We start from the raw sequence: 19,090 nt of genomic DNA on the forward strand, positions 1-19,090 counted from the left end.
CGGCCCGCATGCGCGACTGCTGCGTGTCCGGGGCCTTGGTGTGGCCACGGGGCGGTCTGATCTGAGTGGTGCCGGGTGGGAACGGCGGTAGCCGTTCCCACCGGGGTTGTCTTGCCGGTTGAACGCCCGGCTCTGTTCATGAGGGGGTTCGTTCACCGTCCGGGGGCCGGCCGCCGGTTCTTCGGTGGCCGGCTTGTCGTGTCCGGGGCCGGTGTCAGCGGAGGTACATCGTGTACAGCTTGTTGTTGAAGTAGGCGGCGGCGGGTGCGTCCTTGGGGTTGGCTCCGGGGACGGTGCGGGCCTCCTGCCAGGAGGAGCCGTTGTGGTCGGCCACCCACAGGGGTCCGCTGGTGCCGCGCATCAGGATGGTCAGGGCGCCGGTTGCCTCGTTGGCGGCGAGTGCGGGGGCGTGGCTGACGCGCCAGTTCGGGGCGGCGCCGCGGTCCTGCCAGATGCCGGTCCCGTCGGCGCCGCCGTTGACGCTGGAGTGCACGTGGTCGTTGGTGGCGGTGATGACCCGCCACATGCGGGGGTGGCCGTCGGCCTTCCCCGGGGCCATCGCGACCGCGGTGGCGGTCTTCCAGGCCAGGTTGTCCGTACGCCAGGGGTTCCACAGGATCTGGTTGTTGACGGAGGCGTTGCCGGAGATCCTGTGGTGGATGTTGCTGTTGCCGCCGGTGCAGGCGAGCCAGGCTCGACCGGCGAAGGTGGCCAGGGTGGGGCTGTACTGGGTGCTGCCGTCCAGCGCGGCGGGCTCGGTCCAGCCGGCCGCGGGGGTGTAGGTCCGGGTGTAGATCGTCCTGTTCCTGCCGGTGACGGCGTAGATCAGTTTGCCGTGGGCCGAGGTCAGGGCCGGGGCGACGTAGCTCTGGTCGCCTCCGATCCGCGCGGGTGTGCTCCAGATACCGCCCGCGTCCATGCTCGCCCACATCACCCCGTGGTCCTCGGGGCGGACGAACGCGGCGTAGAGCCGGCCCTCGTGCACGGCCAGGGCCGGGGCGGCCGTGCTCGGCCAGGGCAGGGCGGTGGGCGCGCCCCACGTCGTGCCGGTGCGCACCGCGTACTCCAGCGTCCCGGAGGGGAAAGGGACGAGGTCGCCGGTGAACTTCACCCGCAGCTCGTGGTGGCCGTCGCCGTTGAAGTGCCAGCGGGCACTGCCGCTCTGGGAGAGCGCGGCCAGGGCACGCCGGTCGAGGTAGAGCGAGCGGGAGGAGGAGAGATCGTTGCTCACGATGTAGCTGATGATGGTGACAGCGAGCGAGGAGAGGTCCATCAGCAGTCCGAGGAGCGTGGGTGCCGCCGCGCCGGCGGCTGCCCAGATGGGGCCGAAGATGGGATCGTTGTTCAGCCGGATCAGGGCCTCGCCGACGCTGTCGAGGTTGCCGTCGCCGGTGTCCCACTCCCAGCACGCGACGTTCAGGACCAGACCATTCTCGGCGGCCGCGTCGAAGGCCACCCGCTTGCGGGGGTCGGGGGAGCTGAAGGGCGTGGTCTGCCCGGCCTCCGCCGAGCGGCCGCCGAACTCGTCGGACAGGAACGGCATGGCACGCGCCCCCAGGTCGCTCTGGCCGGCGGAGATCCAGCGGATCTCGTCACCGGTACTCGGCCATCCGTCGCCCACCTGCCGGTGTACATGGAAGTTCTCGTACTCCAGCCGGAACCGGTACGCCGCCGCCACCCCGTCCACCTGGAGCGGCGCCTGGGCCTCGGGCGTTTGGCCGCCCGCGGCCGCCCAGGCGGGCACGGTGACGGCCCAACCCCACTCCCGCATGCCTTCGATGAACTCCGGACTGTCGAAGTCCTCCCCGGCGGCCAGCGCCTTGTGGTCGACCGCAGACCAGTTCGACTGTGCCCGCCACTCCGCCGTCACCGCCGGCAGATCCCCCTCCAGATCCTCGAAAGCGTATCCCTGGGAGACGGAACGCCCCGTGATCACCATGGGCACACCCGTCAGCGACCCGCGCGCGGTCACCGACTCCCGGTAGACGCGCCCCCACTCCTTGACCTCCGCATCCCCCAGAGCGCCACGCAGCGAGCTCAGCAGCGCCTCTTCCAGATCGGTCAGTTCCTCGCCCTGCCGGAGCCGGTCCGCGGCGTGCAGCAGGGCGCCGAACATCACGTTCGCCTTCGGTACACGCGCCAGGTTCCGGCCCGCCCGCGAGTCGCTGCGCGTCCCGGTCAGCAGTCCCTGCAACCGCTCCAGCCGCTGTCCGGCCTCACTCGTCTCTCCACCCGTCATGACGTCCTCCTCGGCTCGGGGATCTTGAGCCGCTGCGGCTCGGACCCGGGCAGGACGCTAGCCATGACGAACCCACCACAGGGCCCCATAGCGGCAATTGGCCACTAACAGGGTGAAAAATGTCCTGAGGGTTCAGCCATCCCGTCCCGCAGCAGCAACCGACGGCGGAACATGGTGGCGTGCGGCCGAAAGCCGCCGAACCGCGGCGTGCGTGTGGAAGATCTCCTGTGGAGGCAACAACCGTTGCCGCACGCGATGCTTCAGAGGTACGCGCACCGAAGGCAAGAGCCTCGAATCGCGTGGACCAGTGGGAGGGATCTTCCGAATGGGTGACTCTGTGACCAACGAAGACGGTGTGACCGTGGAGCCGACGTCCTTGACGATCTCGGCGCAGAGCCTGGCCGATGCGGGCCTGGAGTCGCAGGTGCGGTCGTGGATCGGTGACGGCCCCAACGAGCCGGTCACCGCCGGCCAGATCGTCGCGGTTGTCGGTGAGGACCGGCTCGCCCAGGCCGCCGAGAGTCTGGGGAGGGAGCCCGCCGACCTGGCCGCCGACCTCGCCGCCCGGCTCCCCGCACTCCTCGACACCGCCGCGCCCGACGGCCCGACCACCTCCGATGCCGGAGGCGGGTTCCCCGGGTTCCAGGTCCGCTGGGCCCCGCTCCCCGTCCAGGACCTCGCCTCGAACCTGGAGATCCAGTCCGGGATCGCGCCTACAAACGAGCTGGCTCTGAACAACGAGGTGGCGATCGACGGCTCGGTGACCCTCACCGTCAGGTACCTCTGAGCGAATGCGGCAGCCCGGCGCAACCGGTGGCGTGGCCGGTCGTTGAAGGTCCTGGGTCGCACGCCGCCCCGAGCACGCCTGCTCGGGGTGGACCCCTGGTCCTGGCATCTGACGTGTCCGACCGCCCGGTGGCCCGTCCACCGCCGGGCCTGGCCGGAGTGGTCGCCGCGAGCGGCGGCGCCGGCGTCAGGTGCCAGGACCGGCCACCAGAGGCTGCTTCCCGGCCCGCGCGGGCGCCCGCGCGCGCCCGCAGAAGGACGGCCACCGGGTCACGGGCGGGCTCCCGCGCATGATCGGTTCTTCGGTGAACCCGCTCCGCCGGCAGGGTGAGATGCCCTTCCCCAGGCTCGTGCAGGTGGTGCTCCGCCCGGTATCACCGGTCCATGATCACCACTTTCCGCCGCGGTGTTGCCGCGGCGTCCCTGGCCTTCGCCGTCCTCACCCCGACCGCCGCGCATGCCGACGAGTACACCCTCACGGAGGCGATCACGTCCCTGCCGATCGCGCAGGAGATCCGTGACGGGTACAAGCGGGAGTTGTACCCGCACTGGAAGGACGACGACAAGAACGGCTGCACCGCCCGCAACGACGTCCTGATCGCCGAGGCCATCGAGGCCCCCACCGTCGGCGCCGGCTGCTCCCTCACCGGCGGGGTGTGGCACTCCTACTACGACGACGTCCTCATCCAGGGCGCTGCCGGGGTCGACATCGACCACATGGTCCCGCTCGCCGAGGTCCACGACAGCGGTGGCTACGGCTGGACGACCGAGCGCCGGCGCCGCTACGCCAACGACCTCGGCTCCGACGTCACCCTCGTCGGTGTCACGGCCCGCTCGAACCGTCAGAAGTCCGACCAGGACCCCTCCACCTGGATGCCGGCCGCGACCGTGCGCTGCCGGTACATCGGCGAGTGGGTGGCCACCAAGCACCGGTGGGGTCTGGCGGTGGACCAGGCCGAACGCGAGGCGCTCCTGTCGTACGCGGCCGGCTGCCCGAACGCCACCCTCGCCTTCGACCGGGCGAACTGACCCCCGCCCCCTTCGTAGCGTCAAATTTGTGGGCCCGGGTCACGGGCGACCCGGGGCCCTTCGATCCGAGAGGACTGTCATGGAGTCTGGGGCGACGACCACCGCGGAGCGGTTGGTCGGTCACCGCCTTCGGTTGGCCGGTCCGCTGTACCGGTGACTGACCGAGTGCGCGCCCGCCGAGGCATGGTGACTGATCGGTCACCGGCCGGGGACGAGTGCGTTTACGTGGTGACCGGTGACCGGTGACCGGTGACCGGTGACCGGTGGGTCCACCAGGCCGGTGTCGGCTGACCGGAGACACCGGTCATCGGTGCCTCCCCCTGGTACCTGCGGTCTGGGATGCCGGTGACTGATCGGTCACCGGTCTTGGCCAGGACCGTTCCACCCGGTGGCTGAAGACCGGTGACCGGTGACCGGCCTGGTGACTGGCCTCGGCCCGCCCCCGAAGAGCCGGTGACTGACTGGCCTTCGGCGCCGGTTGGGAAGTCCGCCGGAGCCGTAATCGGTGATCGACGTCCGCGCGACCGGTGACCGCCAGACGGTGACCGCCGTCCCTTGTGCGGTGATGCGGGAGGCCATCGACTGACGCTTGCCGACCGGTGACTGACCGCGTGCACGGTGGTCTGGGGCGCCGGTGACCGATCGGTTACCGACCCCGGACCTGACCGATTGGCCGGTGACTGGTGACCGATGACTGACCGGTCACCGCCTCGGCCTTCGGTCACCGGTGACCGATGCCGGTGACCGGTGACCGGTGACCGAAGGCCGACCCGGTGACCGGCCCGAGAGCGCCGGTTCAGTGAGTCACCTGGAAGGGGGCAGGACTGGATGGTCGATGTGATGGTGCTCGACGTCGACACCGTACTCACCGCCCCAACTGTCCAGACTCGCCGGGCGACCGCCTCCGCGACTGCCACGGAGCGGTGCCGGCCCCCTTGGCATGCCACAGTCAGGCGGACCAGGTGTCCTCGGGGGACTTCATCGGCCAGGGCGCGGAGCTGAACGGCGGTCCTGGTGATCAACTCCCTGGCGCCGGGGGTGCGCAGGACGTGGGCGTACACCTCCCGATGCAGGCCGTTGAGGTAGCGCATCGCGGGGTCGTGCGCGGGGTTGCGCAAGGCACTCGACAGGTCGAGATGCAGGCCGTCGGTGACGAGCTGGTGGGCGCCGTCGTGGCGGACACCGATCGAGCGGATGACGGCGGTGACGGGGCCCAGCCCGTCAAGGTGTGTGATCTGCATGCTGACCACGATTGCGCGCCGGCCGGTCCGGCGGTAGGCGTTGCCCGTTGCCTCTCTGGCAGCGTGAGGGACCGGTTTCCCGACCGTGGCCCGACGGCGCTTCAGGGGTCATAGCCTGGTCCCAGGTTCAAGAGGTGGGAGACATCATGGATGCGCTGCGGATCGATACGGACGGCTCGGTCGTCGCGCTCTCGTGGCCGGAGGAGTACGCGGAGCGCCGGGAGACGGTGCGTACTGCCGTGGGCGGATCGGCAGACGCGGCGATCTATCACCGCATGGCGCACCTGCATGTACACGGGAACGGGCAGGCGGAGAACCTCCCCATGAACCTGGCGACATGGGTGCTCGCCTCCCACTGGCGGGGGGTTGAGATCCCGTACGGCTTCCACGGGCCGGTCGTGGTGACCGGGCCGCAGTTGGCCGGGCTGGACGAGACCTTGGCGGGGCAGGTGTTGGCGATATGTGCCGCGGTGGCGGATGTGCGTGCGGAGTGGGTGACGCGGTTGCCGGTGGGGGAGTCGCAGGCCCGCGCCGAGCTGCTGGCTGCCGCGCGGCACGCGGTCGCGCCGCCGGCCTGAACCCTCGACTGGCGGCGCCCTGTGACGAGCACGGCTTGCCCCGTGCAAGTCCGGCCTGGGTGGCCGCGCCACCGGCGCGCTGGGCCTGCTCATCGTCACCGGCACCCCGATGGGCGTCCCGGCGATGATCGGCATCGTGGTGACCAACGCGATCGTCCTGATCGACCTGGTCAACCAGTACCGCGCCCAGGGCCTGGGCTTCGTCGAGGCGGTCGTGGAGGGCGGCAGGCACCGCCTGCGGCCCATCCTGATGACGGCCCTCGCGACGATCTTCGCGCTGCTCCCGATGGCGCTCGGCGTCACCGGTGAGGGCGGGTTCATCTCGCAGCCGCTCGCGGTGGTGGTCATCGGCGGCCTGGTCAGCTCCACGCTGCTGACCCTGCTGCTGGTGCCGACCCTCTACGCGATGGTCGAGCTCCGCAAGGAGCGCCGCAGGGCCAGGAGGACGGCCCGCCTCACGGTGGTCCCGACCCGCCCCTCCGAGAAGGAGGCCCCGGCCGAGGTCTGACCCGACCGGCCCGCCGACGAGGCCCCGGACGCCGCACGCGCGGCGTCCGGGGCCTCACGCGTAGCGGTGGTAGCAGCCGCCCCCGTGCCGTCCGGGGACGTCGCGCCGGTACTCGTCGTAGCCGGGCTTCTTCAGCGACGTGATGTCGGCGGAGTCCATGACCAGGCAGAACGCTCGCTCGATCGGTTCGCGGGTGCTCGCGCGCCGGACGGTCAGGGTTGCGTCGTAGCGGCCGGGCGCGTCCTTCCAGCCGTGGGTGCTGAAGCGCATGACGGGCTGCTTCGGTTCCTCCTGGGTGACCATGAAGGGCGCGGGGTCGGACTCGAACTGCCACCAGACGCCGATCGTGTCGTAGTCCTTCGGATCGCGGGTGGCCACCCATCTCACGCTGTCTTCCCAGAAGAACTCCGGCCCAGGGCCCGCGTTCGGGGGCCGCAACCGCAGCTCCATGCCGGTGACCATCTCCACGTCCCCGGTGTCGTACCGCGTGGCGATGGTGGGCTGGACGAAGACGGAAACCTTCTCGCCGTCCCGGTTCAGCCTCAGCGTCAGCGGCATCGTGACCACGGTGCGCGGGTCCTCCTGAGCCTGGGCGAAGTTGTAGCCCGAGAACACCAGCGCCACCAGCGAGGCGATGCTCGCGATCCACGTGTGCCCGGTGCGGAAGTGCTGCTTCCCGAGTTCGGCCATGGTTCCCAGCCTGGGGCGGGCCGCCGTGCGCCGCCCGTCCGCGTGGGCCGCCTGGCGGAGCACGCGCCGTGGCGGGTGCTGCTCTGGCCCCCTCCGTCGGAGTTTTACCGGGTAAAAGTGTGGCTGCGTGTGCAGACGCGTGCGGGGCCCGCCCACGGCAGGCCCCGCACGTTCGTTCTTCGACGGTGGTCGTCAGCTCGTCGCGGCGCGGTGTGCGGCCGGGTAGGGGGCCTGTGACAAGGCGCGGGTGATGGTGTCCTCGGTTGTGTCGTCCAGGGTGATGTCGTAGGTGCGGGCCATCTGCTGCACCCGGGCCACCGTCTTGCGGACCGCAGTCGTGTTGCCGGCGGTCCAATGGATTCGCAGCAAATCCCGGTAGAGGACTTCGGAGGTCTCTTCGACGTCGAGGCCTTGGAGGACGGCGTGGCGGGCGGCGTCAAGGTCGGGGGTGTCGCCGTCGGTGTGCCAGCGGGCCAGGGTGTGGGCGGTGTCTGTGATCCGCGACATCATTTCCTGAATGACGGGATCGGTCCACGGAAGCGTGCGCCCGTCGAACGGCTTCCCGCGCACCAACGCCATCGCGCTTTCCAGGTCCTCGGTGCCAGCCGTCGGGCCGGTGGCCAGCCCCCGGGACGCCAACGCCTTGAACTCCTCCCAGTCGGAGGTCACCGCGGGGTGGAAGACGTATCCGTCACCGGCCTTCGGACGGGGAAGGAGCGCGTGCCCGCCCTCGGTGAGCCCAATCACGTTGCGCAGCTCCGAGAGGCGGGAATGCAGGGTGCGCGTGGACCACGGGTTGATCGGGTCCATGGCCTGGCAGACGGCTTCGGCGCTGCGACCGGGGCGCAGGTGGATCAATGCGGCGAGCGCGGTCGTGCGGGAAGCGTGAGCGGATCGCACGCCGCCCTTGATCCCGAGCGGCCCGAGCATCTCGATCCGCACCTCCACCACGTTCTTGCCGGTCGCGACGGTAGGCGGCTGCGGCCGCGCGGCGGCGCTGGACGTCGATCCGGAGTCCGGTGCCAGCGCCGCAGCGGCCGGCTCGTCGGCGGGCGTGCCCGGTGCCGGGATGGCGGCGGCGGTGGGGGAGGGGGTCGGGGTGGGGAGTCCGGCGAGGAGTGCGGGGAACGGGTTCCCGGGGTCTTGGGCGTCCTCGCTGGTGATGCGGACGGTGAGCGGCTGCCCGCTTGCGGCCGCCTGCTCGTGGCTCTCGGCGAACTCCCACGGACCGGTCGCCGGTTGGGCTTCCTCGGCGGACACCGTCAGGGCGTGGACGTACTGGCGGTACTGCTCGTCGGTGATGCGCTGCAAGGTGACGGGAAGGTCGAGCGGTTCGAGACGGGCGGTCTGCTCGCGGGTGGTGTCGAGGATCTCGGCGTGCGGGAACGCGCGCCGGGCCGCCGCGGTGGCGGGCAGGACCACCGCCGTTTGCAGGGTCCGCGCGGCCGCGAGGGCGTCGGCGAGTTGCGTGACGTGCTCCTCGTCCGGCTCACCCGCGCCGATCATCAGCCAGGGCAGGACCTGTTCACCGCTCTGGTGGGCTTCGAGAAGGAGTTCGCCGAGGTCGGTGGCGACGGCCGGGAGGTGGGGCATGGTGCGGATGCGGCCCTGCGGCAGGAGTCCGGACAGTCGGGCGCCGAGTCCGGTGGTGAGGATCTCGCTGTAGTCGGTCCAGCGGCAGGTGCCGAGTTCCAGGGCGAGGGCGCGGGCGACTTCGAGGACCTCGTCGAAGGTTCCGTCCAGGAGCAGGACACCGCAGGTCGTCAGGTCCGCCAGGAGGAGACCGTCATCGTCCGCGCCGAGCGTGACCAGACCGGGGTAGGGGGCGTGAACGTCGCCCAGTTCCTCGACCGCCGGCAGCCCTGCCGCGGGGTCGAGCGCCCACGTCCGGTCCTCGGGACCCGTGGTGAACGGCGCGACGGGGTCGGCCGGCTCATCCAGCAGGAGCACGATGCCGTCGGCCGTGAGGCGCGCACCGCGCAGCGCCGGCAGGCTGATGCCCTCTTCACCGGCCTGGTGGGCCAGGGCTCGCAAGGCACGGTCGAGGAAGTCGATGCCCTGCGGCTCCGCTGCCGCGTCGAGGACCTGTTCCACCTCGGTGGGAACACTGTCCTGCGCGATCGTCTCCCCCGCGCGGCGTTGCCGCTGTTGCAGGATCCGCCGCACCCCCAACGCGCCGGCGAGAGACGCGGCCAGAAGCGTGCCGATCCCGGCGACCAAAACCCAATTGACGCTGCTACCCGTGAGCTGCGCCCGAGGGGCGGCCGGGGCAGCCGCGGGTGTGGCCGGCGCGGCTTCCTCCGGGGAAGTCGACGCGGCCGGGCTGGGCTTCGCGGCGCTCGCGCTGGAGCTCGCGGTCGGGTCGGCCTGCGGCGCAGCGCTCGCGTGCGGGGCCGTGCTGGTCTTCGGTGTGGGCGAGGCCTTCGCGGCGGCGCTCGGCTTCGGGGTCGTACTGGCCTTCGGCGTCGCGCTCGCCTGCGGCGGGGGAGTGGCCTTCGCGGTCGGCGCGGTGGGGGTGAGGACCGGGGTGTCGGCTGGCGGTGTGGTGGGGCGGGAGACCTCCGGCGCGGGGGTGGGGGCCTCTGGCGCGGGCGTGCTGTCCGTCGCGGGGAGGGTGAGTTTCTGTCCGGGATAGATGAGGTCGGGGTCGGTGAAAGCACCGCCCTCGGGGAGCGGCGCGCCCTGGTTGAGTTCGAAGATCTCCGGGTAGCGGTCGGCGTTGTCGAGCTGCTTGTCCGCGACGGTGGACAGGCTGTCGCCCTCCTGGACGGTGTACTCGGCCGCGCCGACCGGGGCGGTGTGGCTGGTCTGCGCGCGGATCCCGGCGGATGTGGTGGTCGACGCGTCGGAGGGCAGGGTCAGGACCCATCCGGGCTGGATCGGCTGATCTGCACGGAAGGTGCCGCCGTCGGCCATGACACGGCCTTCGTTCGCGGCGGCGATGTCGGTCCATCGCTCGCCGTCGCCCAGGGTGTGTTCGGCGATCGACCACAGGCTCTCGGCCGGCTTCACGTCCCGCACCCTGTACGTCACCGCCGCGCTCCCACCCTCGTCCGCCACTGCACCGGCCGTGCTGGCGGTGGTGGTGGTGCCGGGTGTGGCGGTCGTGCTGACGCTGACGTGTGCGGTGGTGGGGGCGGCTGTCGCAGGCGCGGCGAGAGCCGTTCCGGCGGGCAGGGCCAAGAACACCGCGCCGACCAGGGCGGCGGCGGCCCGCTGTCCGACCAGTCCCCGGATCTGGGGTGCCGCGCGGCCGCGGAGCTGGGCGGGAATCTCCAGCAACACCGCGCACGCGAACAGCACCCATCCCACCCATCCGGCGACGGCTAGGACCAGAAGGAAGACCTGGCCCGAGTCGTCGGTGGAGAACAGATGGGCGAGGGCGTCGAGTCCGGGTGGGCCGACCCTGGTGGTGGCCCACCACAACAGAACGGGCAGACCCACCAACAGTGCGGCAAGGATGGTCAGGCTGAGGATGCCGCGCAGCATCGCGGCCGCGGTCTGCGCCGCGCCGCGTACGGGGGGAGCCGGCTTGCCGGCGGTGGGGGGCTTCGACATGAACCGGTCCTATCTGGCGGGGCTATTCGGGCTGGGTGACGCCCTGGAGGAGTCGCGCGTTTCCGTGGCCGGTGACGCTCATCGATCCGACGCCCACGATCGCGAGGAATCTGGTCGCGTACGTGTCGTGGACGGTGACGGTGAGCTGTGTGCCGTCCGCGGACAGGGCGGTGGTGCCCTGGGTGCCGGCGCGGGCCAAGTAGGCCTGGGCGGCGGCCTGCGCGGCCTGCGGATCGACGCGGACACCTGTACCGGTGACGGCCGATGCGGGGTCGATGGCCTGGCCTGCGGCGCGGGCGGCCTCCATCGCGACGGAATCGGCCCGCTCGGTGGCCCGCAGCTTCCCGCCCCCGTCGATGGCCAGACCGATGATCCCCAGCAAGGCGACGGTGACGATCGCGGTATAGATGGCGATGCCACCCTCGTCACTCCGCAACCGGTGTCGACGTGAGCCCAACTCCGGTTCCGTTCGCGATGCGACTCCCGGTTCGGTGGGAAGTGTCGGTGACGTTGCTCGGAGCATGGTCTATCCCTCTCGGGAGCGGTAGGAGTCGACCACGGACGTGAACCGGCTGGTCAAGGTCTTGGATCCCGGTACCCCGGGAAGCAGAAGGTCCGCCATGGTCACGGTGCACGAGATGGTCACGGTGACGGTGCCGACCTCCCCGATCGGTACGGCGAGACCGGAGGTGTCCACGCTGGCGCTGCTTGATGCGCAGTGCACGCCCTGGTCGTCGAGGGAGCGGGCCGCGGCGGCGCTCGCCTCGGCCTGCGCCCCGCCTTGGGTGCGGGAGATGGAGGCGGCGCGGGCGGCGTCCTCGGCGGCCGCGTCGATCTTCGCGCCGGAGGTGACGATCCGTCCTCCCGCGATGGCCATGCACAGCAACATCAGGAGGAGTGGGGTGACGATCGCTGCCGCGATCGTCTCGCTGCCCCGGTCCTCCCGCCACCGCATCGCCCAAAGGCCGGGCCTGGTTGGGGTGTCGGTCACGGGGTGGTCCACCTCTCGCGCGGGGCTCCCGCCGACTGGGACACGCTCAATCCGGCGATGCCCGGGATCATGGACGGGGCATGGCCGCTGACGGTGACTCGTACCTCGGTGGCGCTGCTGCCCGAGGTGCTCACGGTGGTGCCGGTGAGGCTGTCGCCCGCGATTCGACCGAGCGTCTCGTGGGCCCGTGCCGCGCCCGCGCCTTCGGGGGACTGGTAGACGCGGGCGGCCGCGACACCTTCGCGGGCCGCGGTGAGCGCGATGTTCCGGGCGAAGAACCACATGGCGGCCTGCACCACGGCGACCGTGACCAGGAGAACGATCGGGAAGACGATCGCCATCTGAATGGACGACTCCCCCCGGTCCTTCCCACCCCGGTCCCCGGCCGTGGCCCCCTCGACCTCCGGCGCGAATCCGCACTGCGCGGTGTGCGACACGTCGCCCCCCTTCGTCGTTCCGTCTCCCGTCGGCTTCCTAGATCCCGGAGAGCTTGCCGTTGTACTTGGTGACGACGATGCCGATCGTCCCGGCGATGGCGAGGGCCCCGGCGACGGCGGCCACCCAGATGATGATGGTCGTGATCGAGATGTCGCCCCGGTCCTCGGCGGCGTGCTCCTGAACTTCTTCCCAACGGGACTTGAAAGCCAGCGCGAGACGGATCGCGTACTTGGTCATGAGGGATTCTCCTTCGTGTGAGTCAGGTGTTGATCATGCGGATGACGCCGGGAAACGCGATGAGGAGCATCACGAGGACAGCCATCAGGGCGCCGGGGGCGGTCATCTTCTCCGAGTTGGCGTTCGCGTCGGCGGCCTGCGCGGCCAGCAACTCGGTGCGCAGGTTCTTGGCGCGGGAGCGGAGGGTGGCGTAGACGGACGCGCCGTCGTCGGCGGACTGCCGCATGATCGCGGCGAGGTCGTCGAGGACCGGCAGGTCGAGTTCGGCGGTGAGGCGGGCCAGAGACTCCCAGTGGGGGACCTTGTCGACCCGGGAGCGGGCCAGAGCGCCCCGGATCCGCTGGAACGCCCACCCTTCTCCGACTTCGGCGGCCTGCTCCATCGCCTGCTCGGCGGACACGTTGCCGGCCCGCCGCAGGGCGACGAGGTCGAGGTAGGCGGCCATGGCGTGCGCGAACTCCGCCCGTGCCCGCCGAGCCTTGTCCCGCAACGCCAGATCGGGCGCGAACCACAGGACGACGGCGGCCAGGATCCCGACGATCGCCGGGAGATACAGGGGCAGGCCCAACAGCAGAAGCGGGATCGTGGACAGCGGCGGCAACAACAGGCCACCACCGGCCAAGGCAACCTTGGTCAGAAGGAATCGGGCGGGGGTGGCGCCGGTGAGGGCGAGATCCTTGTACGGGATCCGCACCCCCGGCACATCAGACAGCCGCTCGACAAGCCACTGCCCCCACCGCTCGTCCCGATCGGCCCCCTCGCCCCCCACAGCGGCCTGAGGGACTGCGGGTTGGTTGAGGCGGCGCAGCGCCGGCCCGAGAGCGGGTGCGGGGCGCAGTACCTCGCGGATCAGCAGTGCTCCGCCGGCTCCGATCGCGGCACCGGCCAGGATCGCGGCAACAGGCGTCGTCATGCCGTCACCTCCACAGGGGACTCCTCGGATTCCTCGTCCGCGACGGAGACGGCGGCGACGGCGCTGCGTGGGTCGGCGATCAGGAACCGGGGGACCGGCTTGGTGTCGGCGATCTGCCGCATGAGGGAGAGAACGCCGACGAACGCGGCCGCCAGGATCGCCAACACGATCTGACCGATGCTGGTGCCGTAGGGGGCGGTGTAGGAGGGGACCAGGAAACCGGCGCCGATGATCCCCAGGGTGATGATCGTCATCCACCGCATCGTCGTGCGCGGCTTGGCCCGATCGGCCTCGATCACCCGACGCCGGGCGACCTCCTCGTGCACCGACTCGGCGAGATCGTCCAACGCCTGCGCGAGCCCCGGGCCACGGTCGGCCGCCGACAAGACCAGCGCGGCCACCACCTTGTCGGCCGTGACATCGTTCAAGGCATCGCCGAACAGGCGCAGCGCGTCCGTGGGCCGCCAACCAACCTGAAGCCGGTCCACCAGGTCCCCGACCTCACCCGCGATGTCCTCCGGGCACCCCTTGCGGGACACCTGCAACGCCTCATCCAGACCGCGCCCCAACCTGAGCACGTTGCCCAGACGCTGCGTCCAGTCGCCGAGCGCCTCCAGCTTGCCGATCCGGGTCGTCGCCGACTTCGTGGGCGACAACAGCCAGGGCACCCCGATCACGGCGAGGAGCACCATCGCCCCGGCGACGAACATGCCCGTCACGAGCCAGACCAGGACACCGGCCACAGCCCCGAGGGCGAGCCGTGTGCGGCGGGCCATCTTCTCGTCCCGGGATGCGAGCGTGCGCCCGGCCCGAAGCCGCGCGCTGATTCCCGGGCCCCTGGGGGTGGTGGTGCCCACGATCCCGGCGACGAGACCGACAAGCCCGCCGGCGACGGCCAGGCCGGCCAAGACCCACATCAGAAGGACGGTCACAGCGCGTCCTCCGTGATCAGGAGCGGCAGCGACGTGGGCCAGGTCCCGCCGGGCTCGTTCAGCAAGGTGGCGTCAAAGCCGACGCGGCGCAGGTCGTTGATACAGCGCGGCAGCATGAGCGGGACCGCGCGGGGCTCGTTCCACTCCGGGCGCGGGCCGAAGATCGCGTTCGTCTCCGGGCGGCCGCCCTCACCGATACCGGTCACCTCCAGGACGTGGGAGAGGAACCGGTGTCGGTGTCCGCCGATGCGCGTCTCGTCGATCGAGGACACGAACACGATGAAGTCCAAGCCGTTCGCGGCCTGCCGGTAGGCGAGTTGCTCGCTCATGTTGGCCTGCGCCAACAAGTACAGTTCGGCGATTCGGTCGAAGACCACGGACGGTCGGATGGCGTGGAGGGTGCAGAGGTTTCCGCCGGCGCCGTTGGTCATGGCCTGGAGCATCGCGACGATCTCCGGCCCACGGACCTCACCGACCACGATGCGGGTCAGCGTCATGCGCAGCGCCCGGTACATCAGGTCCATCAGCGTGATCTCGCCGGCCGCGACCCCGCCGACCATCTCCCCGTTTGACTCGCGGGCCTCCATCGGTACGACCTGCCGGTGAAAGCCGTTCTCGTGGGCGAACAGCTCGTACTCGGTCTCCAGCGTCGCGAACCGCTCGTCGGGATCGATCTCCCGCAACAGAGCGCGCAGCAGCGTGGTCTTGCCCGCGGCCTGGCCGCCCACGACCATGATGTTCTTCTCCGCACGGACAGCGGCGCGAAGGAAGGCTTCCAAGGTGGTGTCGAGCATGCCGCGCTCGACCAGTTCGGGCAGGTCGGCGTCACGCATGCTGTGCCGGCGGATCGTGACATAGGTGCCCGGCGTCACCTCGATCATCGCCTGAAGACGGGACCCGTCCGACAGACGCAACGCGAGAAACGGATCGGCCGTGGACAGACTGCGCTCATTCTGACCTGTGGTGCGACGCGCCAGATCCCGCATCAGTTCGCGCAGCTCCTCGTCGGAGTCGGCCACGCGTGGCACCCGCACGCGGCGACCGTCGGTGAAGTCGAGCCACACGTCCGAAGCGCCGTTGATGAAGATGTTCTCGACGAGGGGGTTGTCGAGGTGGGCTTGCAGACGGCCGGCCCGGAACTGGAGATCGAACACGGCCTGCGCCATGATCGCGTCCTCGGCCGCGCTACTCGCGACACCGCGACGAACCGCCTCGGCATCCGACCAGATCGCCACCTGCTCATTGATCAAATGGCGCCCCTGCTGCTCCTGCGCCTCCGCGGAAAGACCCGGGCGCGCCCGCAACAACTCCGTCAGCCGCTCGCCGACCTCCTTCTTGATCAGGCGTACCGCGGCGTAGTCCACCACCAACGGCGCGACCGGCGCCGCCTGCGCGGGCACGAGCGCACCCGCGCCCGGGGTGCGCGAGGCAACGACCCACGGGTTGGCCGATTCGGCGCCCGTCGGCGCGGGTACCGGCTGGTGCACGGGAGCGGGCACCGCCGCGCGGGAACCCGTCAGCCGCGCTTGCAGTGACGTACCGGGGGTGACCTGCGGGTTGCTGTGGACCGGGTTAGCGCGCACCACTGACCACCCTCCCCGACGGAGACTCGGGCGGCGGCGGGGCCAGCCGGGAACGGCGGATCTCCACCAGCTCCCGCACCCGCACCGCGGCCGACCGCGCCGACCGCATCAACTCCCCCACCTCGAAACGACGCGGCTGCTCCGCACCATCCGAGAACACCCGCGCCTCCTTGGGCCGCCACGGCACCACCGCGACCACCGGCACCCCCAGGCTCGTGCGGATCTCCTCCTTGGAGAACGGCCCCTCGTCCACCAGCAGGATCCCGATCTCCGCGGTCCCGCCGAGCTGCTCGCGCAGCGCGTCAAGGCGCACTTGGGCGCTCTGCAACCCTCGCAACGTGTTGCGGGCGACCACCAGGACGACGTCGGCGCGCTGCGCGAGGATCCCGGACGCGCCGAACGCCCCCCGCCGACCGAGATCGACAAGGACGTCGTGCCCGTGCTCCTCGATCCCGGCGAACAACGCCGCCAGCGGCCGCCACACCGGCTCCATCGCCGACGCGTGCGCGGGATCATAGAGACCCGGCAACACCAGCCTGTCCCGGGTCTCCGCGTCGGTGACGTCGACCAACTGACGCCAAAACGCCTCCGTCACCTGCCCCTGACGCGCCGCCACCGCCAGATTCCGCAGACCGTGCGAGTTGTCCAAAGTGCCCTGGAGCGCGCCCGGGAGAATCGCCCCGCCATCAGGGTCGGCCTCGGCCAGCACCACCCGATGCCCCTGCGCCAACGGCCACCCCATCAACAACGCCATCGCGGTCGTGGTGACCCCGGGAGCACCGAGACCACCCGCCAACGCCACAACCGCCATCAGCCCGCCTCCTGCGGCGCGATGATCAACGCCACCGCACCCGTCGCCACCCGCGCCGCCAACGTCGGCCCATCCGCGGCCGGCACCGCCACATCCACCACGACAACCCCCGTCGCCGGCGCCGGCACACCCACCGCCACCACCGTCGCCGCCAACGTCTTCGGCGCGACCGCCGGCTCACCCGCCTTCCCACCACTCGCGCCCGCCGCGGCCTGGGCAGGATCGGGGGTCGACACGATCAACACCTTCTGACTCGGACCCAACCGCGTCGCCGGAAGCTGCGACGGCTTCAACGCCACACCCACAAGCTGCTCACCGGCCTTGACCAGCGACACAGACGTCACCTGACCGGGGGACAGCAGCGAACCGGCCTTCAACGCGACGGCGGCCCGTTGCCCGACCATGCTCGACCGCTTCGTGACCGGGACCGCCTTGACCGCCGGATCCAGAGCGAGGGACGCGGGGGCGAGATCGGCGGCGGTGATCGTCGCCCCCACCGGCACGTCATGCGCCACCACCAGAACACTCGACCGCTCACCCGACGCCGTGAACAGCAATGCGCCTGACAGGCCTCCGGCCGCGATCAACGCGACCGATAGAGCGATCAACCCGGGCCGGCGCCGCCGCTGACGCACCATGCGCGGCGCGGCCGCCGGCTCGACGCCACCCCTGCCGGGGCCGGGGACAGACGGCCGCCCCGGGGCGGCCGTGGTGGTGCTGCTCACGTGCAGTGCCTCCATGCAAAGTAAAGGAAGTGGGGGAATCGGTCGTTACTGGCCGACGACCTGGATCTCTCCGACCGACACCGTGAACGGCGTCGTCCGAACCTCGGTCAACTGACCGCTGCGCCCGCCACCGGTCACGGCCCAATCGATCGTCCACGTGCTCGTCGCGGCACCCTGATACCTGGCACCCGGCCGGCCGGCCGACGTCGACCCGTAGCGGTGACCACAGTCCGGTGACGGCGACATGCCACGCGCCGCGGTGTACGGCGTACCCGGGGACACGCAGGTCACTGTCGTTCCGTCGCCCATGGTCCAGGCCACCGACGACACCTTCGCGGTCGCCGTCACCGTGATCCCACCCGCCGACGCCGACGCGGTATTCGGCCCCCAGGTCGTGGGACTCTGACCGACCCACAACCACATCGGCACCCCGACCGTGTACCGCCCATCAGCCTTAGGGCTGGCAATCGCAGGCCCGTCCAAGAGCATGCTGTCGACTGCCCGCTGCGCGAGGACGGCCGGGTCGACGGCCGGGGCCGGAGCGTCCTTCGACCAGAAAGTCAGACCGATGGTGTCCCCATTCGCGGTTCCCGGCCCGCTGGCGCAGGTGTTGACGTAGATGGCGCCGTCACCCGGTGAGTGCCCTTCCCACAGGGGTGCGCCTGCGGGGGGCTGGGGATCAAGGAGTCGAATATCGCAGAGTGAAGGGTCGAGGCCGCCGCGGTCTTCGGTTCCGCCTCCGCCACCACCGTTTGTCCCTTTATCGTGGTTGCCCGTGCCGGAGTTGCCGTCATTGCCTGGTTGTGACACACAGACAGTGACAAACCTGTTCTTTCCTTCGCAGATTCCTCCGCCGGCCAGGGCTGGTTCGGCGAGCGCGAGCGACGATGCCACGACGATCAGTGGAATCCCGAGGGCTGATGAGCGCCTCAGCACTTTCTGTCTCCGTCCGGAGTCATCTTGACTACCATCCACCTGCCAGCCCACAGCTCGACCTCGGCGACTGCGATGTACCGCAGAGGTTGTTCGGAGGGGTAGGGCTGAACTTTGCCGGTGGCGCGGTCCACGGTTTGCCAAGTCGAGAGATCGAGGCAGTCGGTGACCGTGGCAGTGGGATGTTCGCCAGACATGTTCAATGCTGTTGCCTCAGAACGGTGTCCTGGACTTCCCTTGGTCACGGTCCCTGCTTTGCGCATGCTCGTGATGTCGGTGAGCGCGTCGTTCAGCGCGTCCTTGGCCGCGAAGTACACGAGCTTGGTGTTCTTCTCCGTGCCCGTCTCGTATGCCTTGACCGATTCCGCCCAAAAGCCGTCGTAGGCGGCGAGAACCTTGGCCTTCTCGGCTGTCTGCGGATCGGTGGAGCCGCTGGCCGACGCGGAGGTGCTGGGCGTCGGCGAGGGGGAGGGCGCGGCCTTGTTGTCGTCGCTGTCCTTGGTACAGCCGGCGGTGAGGGTGGCGACGATGGCGGCTGCGGCGGTGGCGGCGAGGAGTCGGCGGTGGCTGTTGGTTCGGGTGTGCTGTCGTGCCTTTGTCACGGGTACCCCCGGGTGGTTACTTCGTCGGGCGGGCGAGTTGGGTGCCTATCCAGGCCGCGGAATCGCTGATGCAACGAGTCTGTACGTGGTTGCGGTGCAATCGTATAGCGCACCCTACGACGTCAACGCGTCAGCATCGATGGGGTTCTTGGGGTGCAGGTGATCGAACGTCACCTTTGCCCGGGGTTGTGGATGGGGCATATGCCGTACAGTCGTTGAGGTGCGGGTTTGTTGCTGGCTGGCGGTGAGAATCGGCTGGAGATGTGATTCCGGTGCCGGTCGGCTTGATTCCTCTG

Annotated in this window: 18 protein-coding genes and 1 pseudogene; 4 read left to right on the plus strand and 15 right to left on the minus strand. The window is 70.5% G+C overall.

Annotated features, from left to right (window positions below; translation table 11 throughout):
- Positions 1-214 precede the first annotated feature (214 nt).
- Positions 215-2,239 (minus strand): hypothetical protein, encoded by a 2,025-nt coding sequence (locus tag ACFYW3_RS32760; RefSeq protein WP_389388176.1) that lies wholly within the window; start codon positions 2,237-2,239, stop codon positions 215-217.
- Between the two features lie 325 nt (positions 2,240-2,564).
- Between ACFYW3_RS32760 and ACFYW3_RS32765 the strand changes: the two genes are divergently transcribed.
- Positions 2,565-3,026 carry a YidB family protein gene (locus tag ACFYW3_RS32765; protein WP_389388177.1) on the plus strand — a complete coding sequence of 154 codons (462 nt, stop codon included), beginning with the start codon at positions 2,565-2,567 and terminating at the stop codon, positions 3,024-3,026.
- A gap of 383 nt (positions 3,027-3,409) precedes the next feature.
- Positions 3,410-4,054, plus strand: a complete 645-nt coding sequence (locus tag ACFYW3_RS32770; protein WP_389388178.1) for an HNH endonuclease family protein — start codon at positions 3,410-3,412, stop codon at positions 4,052-4,054.
- A gap of 221 nt (positions 4,055-4,275) precedes the next feature.
- Here the strand turns inward: ACFYW3_RS32770 and ACFYW3_RS32775 are convergent, their stop codons facing one another.
- Positions 4,276-5,295: a hypothetical protein gene (locus tag ACFYW3_RS32775; protein ID WP_389388179.1), complete on the minus strand. Its 1,020-nt coding sequence runs from the start codon at positions 5,293-5,295 to the stop codon at positions 4,276-4,278.
- Positions 5,296-5,429: 134 nt separating this feature from the next.
- On the opposite strand from ACFYW3_RS32775, the gene ACFYW3_RS32780 reads away from it, so the two are divergent.
- Both ACFYW3_RS32780 and ACFYW3_RS32785 read left to right on the plus strand, forming a co-directional pair.
- On the plus strand, positions 5,430-5,873 hold the full coding sequence (locus ACFYW3_RS32780) for a hypothetical protein (RefSeq protein ID WP_389388180.1): 444 nt from the start codon (positions 5,430-5,432) through the stop codon (positions 5,871-5,873).
- A gap of 67 nt (positions 5,874-5,940) precedes the next feature.
- Positions 5,941-6,381 (plus strand): annotated as a pseudogene (locus tag ACFYW3_RS32785) (efflux RND transporter permease subunit); the annotation flags it as partial.
- Between the two features lie 54 nt (positions 6,382-6,435).
- Here the strand turns inward: ACFYW3_RS32785 and ACFYW3_RS32790 are convergent.
- From ACFYW3_RS32790 to ACFYW3_RS32850, 13 genes are all read right to left on the minus strand, one after another.
- Positions 6,436-7,071, minus strand: a complete 636-nt coding sequence (locus ACFYW3_RS32790) for a hypothetical protein (RefSeq protein ID WP_389388181.1) — start codon at positions 7,069-7,071, stop codon at positions 6,436-6,438.
- A 192-nt stretch (positions 7,072-7,263) separates the two neighbouring features.
- Entirely contained in the window at positions 7,264-10,629 is a 3,366-nt protein-coding gene (locus ACFYW3_RS32795) for a LysM peptidoglycan-binding domain-containing protein (protein ID WP_389388182.1), read from the minus strand.
- Positions 10,630-10,651: 22 nt separating this feature from the next.
- On the minus strand, positions 10,652-11,086 hold the full coding sequence (locus ACFYW3_RS32800; RefSeq protein ID WP_389388183.1) for a TadE/TadG family type IV pilus assembly protein: 435 nt from the start codon (positions 11,084-11,086) through the stop codon (positions 10,652-10,654).
- Between the two features lie 69 nt (positions 11,087-11,155).
- Positions 11,156-11,584 carry a TadE/TadG family type IV pilus assembly protein gene (locus ACFYW3_RS32805; protein WP_389388262.1) on the minus strand — a complete coding sequence of 143 codons (429 nt, stop codon included), beginning with the start codon at positions 11,582-11,584 and terminating at the stop codon, positions 11,156-11,158.
- A gap of 32 nt (positions 11,585-11,616) precedes the next feature.
- Positions 11,617-12,057, minus strand: coding sequence for a TadE/TadG family type IV pilus assembly protein (locus tag ACFYW3_RS32810; RefSeq protein WP_389388184.1), 441 nt, complete (start codon positions 12,055-12,057; stop codon positions 11,617-11,619).
- A gap of 37 nt (positions 12,058-12,094) precedes the next feature.
- Positions 12,095-12,295 (minus strand): hypothetical protein, encoded by a 201-nt coding sequence (locus ACFYW3_RS32815; protein WP_389388185.1) that lies wholly within the window; start codon positions 12,293-12,295, stop codon positions 12,095-12,097.
- Positions 12,296-12,317: 22 nt separating this feature from the next.
- On the minus strand, positions 12,318-13,208 hold the full coding sequence (locus ACFYW3_RS32820) for a type II secretion system F family protein (protein WP_389388186.1): 891 nt from the start codon (positions 13,206-13,208) through the stop codon (positions 12,318-12,320).
- The gene (locus ACFYW3_RS32825) at positions 13,205-14,140 is read right to left on the minus strand and encodes a type II secretion system F family protein (RefSeq protein ID WP_389388187.1); all 936 of its coding nucleotides are present in this window, start codon (positions 14,138-14,140) and stop codon (positions 13,205-13,207) included. Before ACFYW3_RS32825 ends, ACFYW3_RS32820 begins: the two co-directional genes overlap by 4 nt.
- A complete protein-coding gene (locus ACFYW3_RS32830) occupies positions 14,137-15,723 on the minus strand; it encodes a CpaF family protein (protein ID WP_389388188.1) in 1,587 nt (528 codons plus the stop codon). Before ACFYW3_RS32830 ends, ACFYW3_RS32825 begins: the two co-directional genes overlap by 4 nt.
- Entirely contained in the window at positions 15,713-16,477 is a 765-nt protein-coding gene (locus tag ACFYW3_RS32835) for a hypothetical protein (RefSeq protein ID WP_389388189.1), read from the minus strand. Before ACFYW3_RS32835 ends, ACFYW3_RS32830 begins: the two co-directional genes overlap by 11 nt.
- Positions 16,478-16,533: 56 nt before the next feature.
- The gene (locus ACFYW3_RS32840) at positions 16,534-17,259 is read right to left on the minus strand and encodes an SAF domain-containing protein (protein WP_389388190.1); all 726 of its coding nucleotides are present in this window, start codon (positions 17,257-17,259) and stop codon (positions 16,534-16,536) included.
- Positions 17,260-17,304: 45 nt separating this feature from the next.
- Positions 17,305-18,153: an ATP/GTP-binding protein gene (locus ACFYW3_RS32845; protein ID WP_389388191.1), complete on the minus strand. Its 849-nt coding sequence runs from the start codon at positions 18,151-18,153 to the stop codon at positions 17,305-17,307.
- 35 nt (positions 18,154-18,188) lie between these two features.
- Entirely contained in the window at positions 18,189-18,794 is a 606-nt protein-coding gene (locus ACFYW3_RS32850) for a hypothetical protein (RefSeq protein WP_389388192.1), read from the minus strand.
- Between the last annotated feature and the right edge of the window lie 296 nt (positions 18,795-19,090).

Source organism: Streptomyces sp. NPDC002602 (genome assembly GCF_042889445.1).
GTDB lineage: Bacteria > Actinomycetota > Actinomycetes > Streptomycetales > Streptomycetaceae > Streptomyces.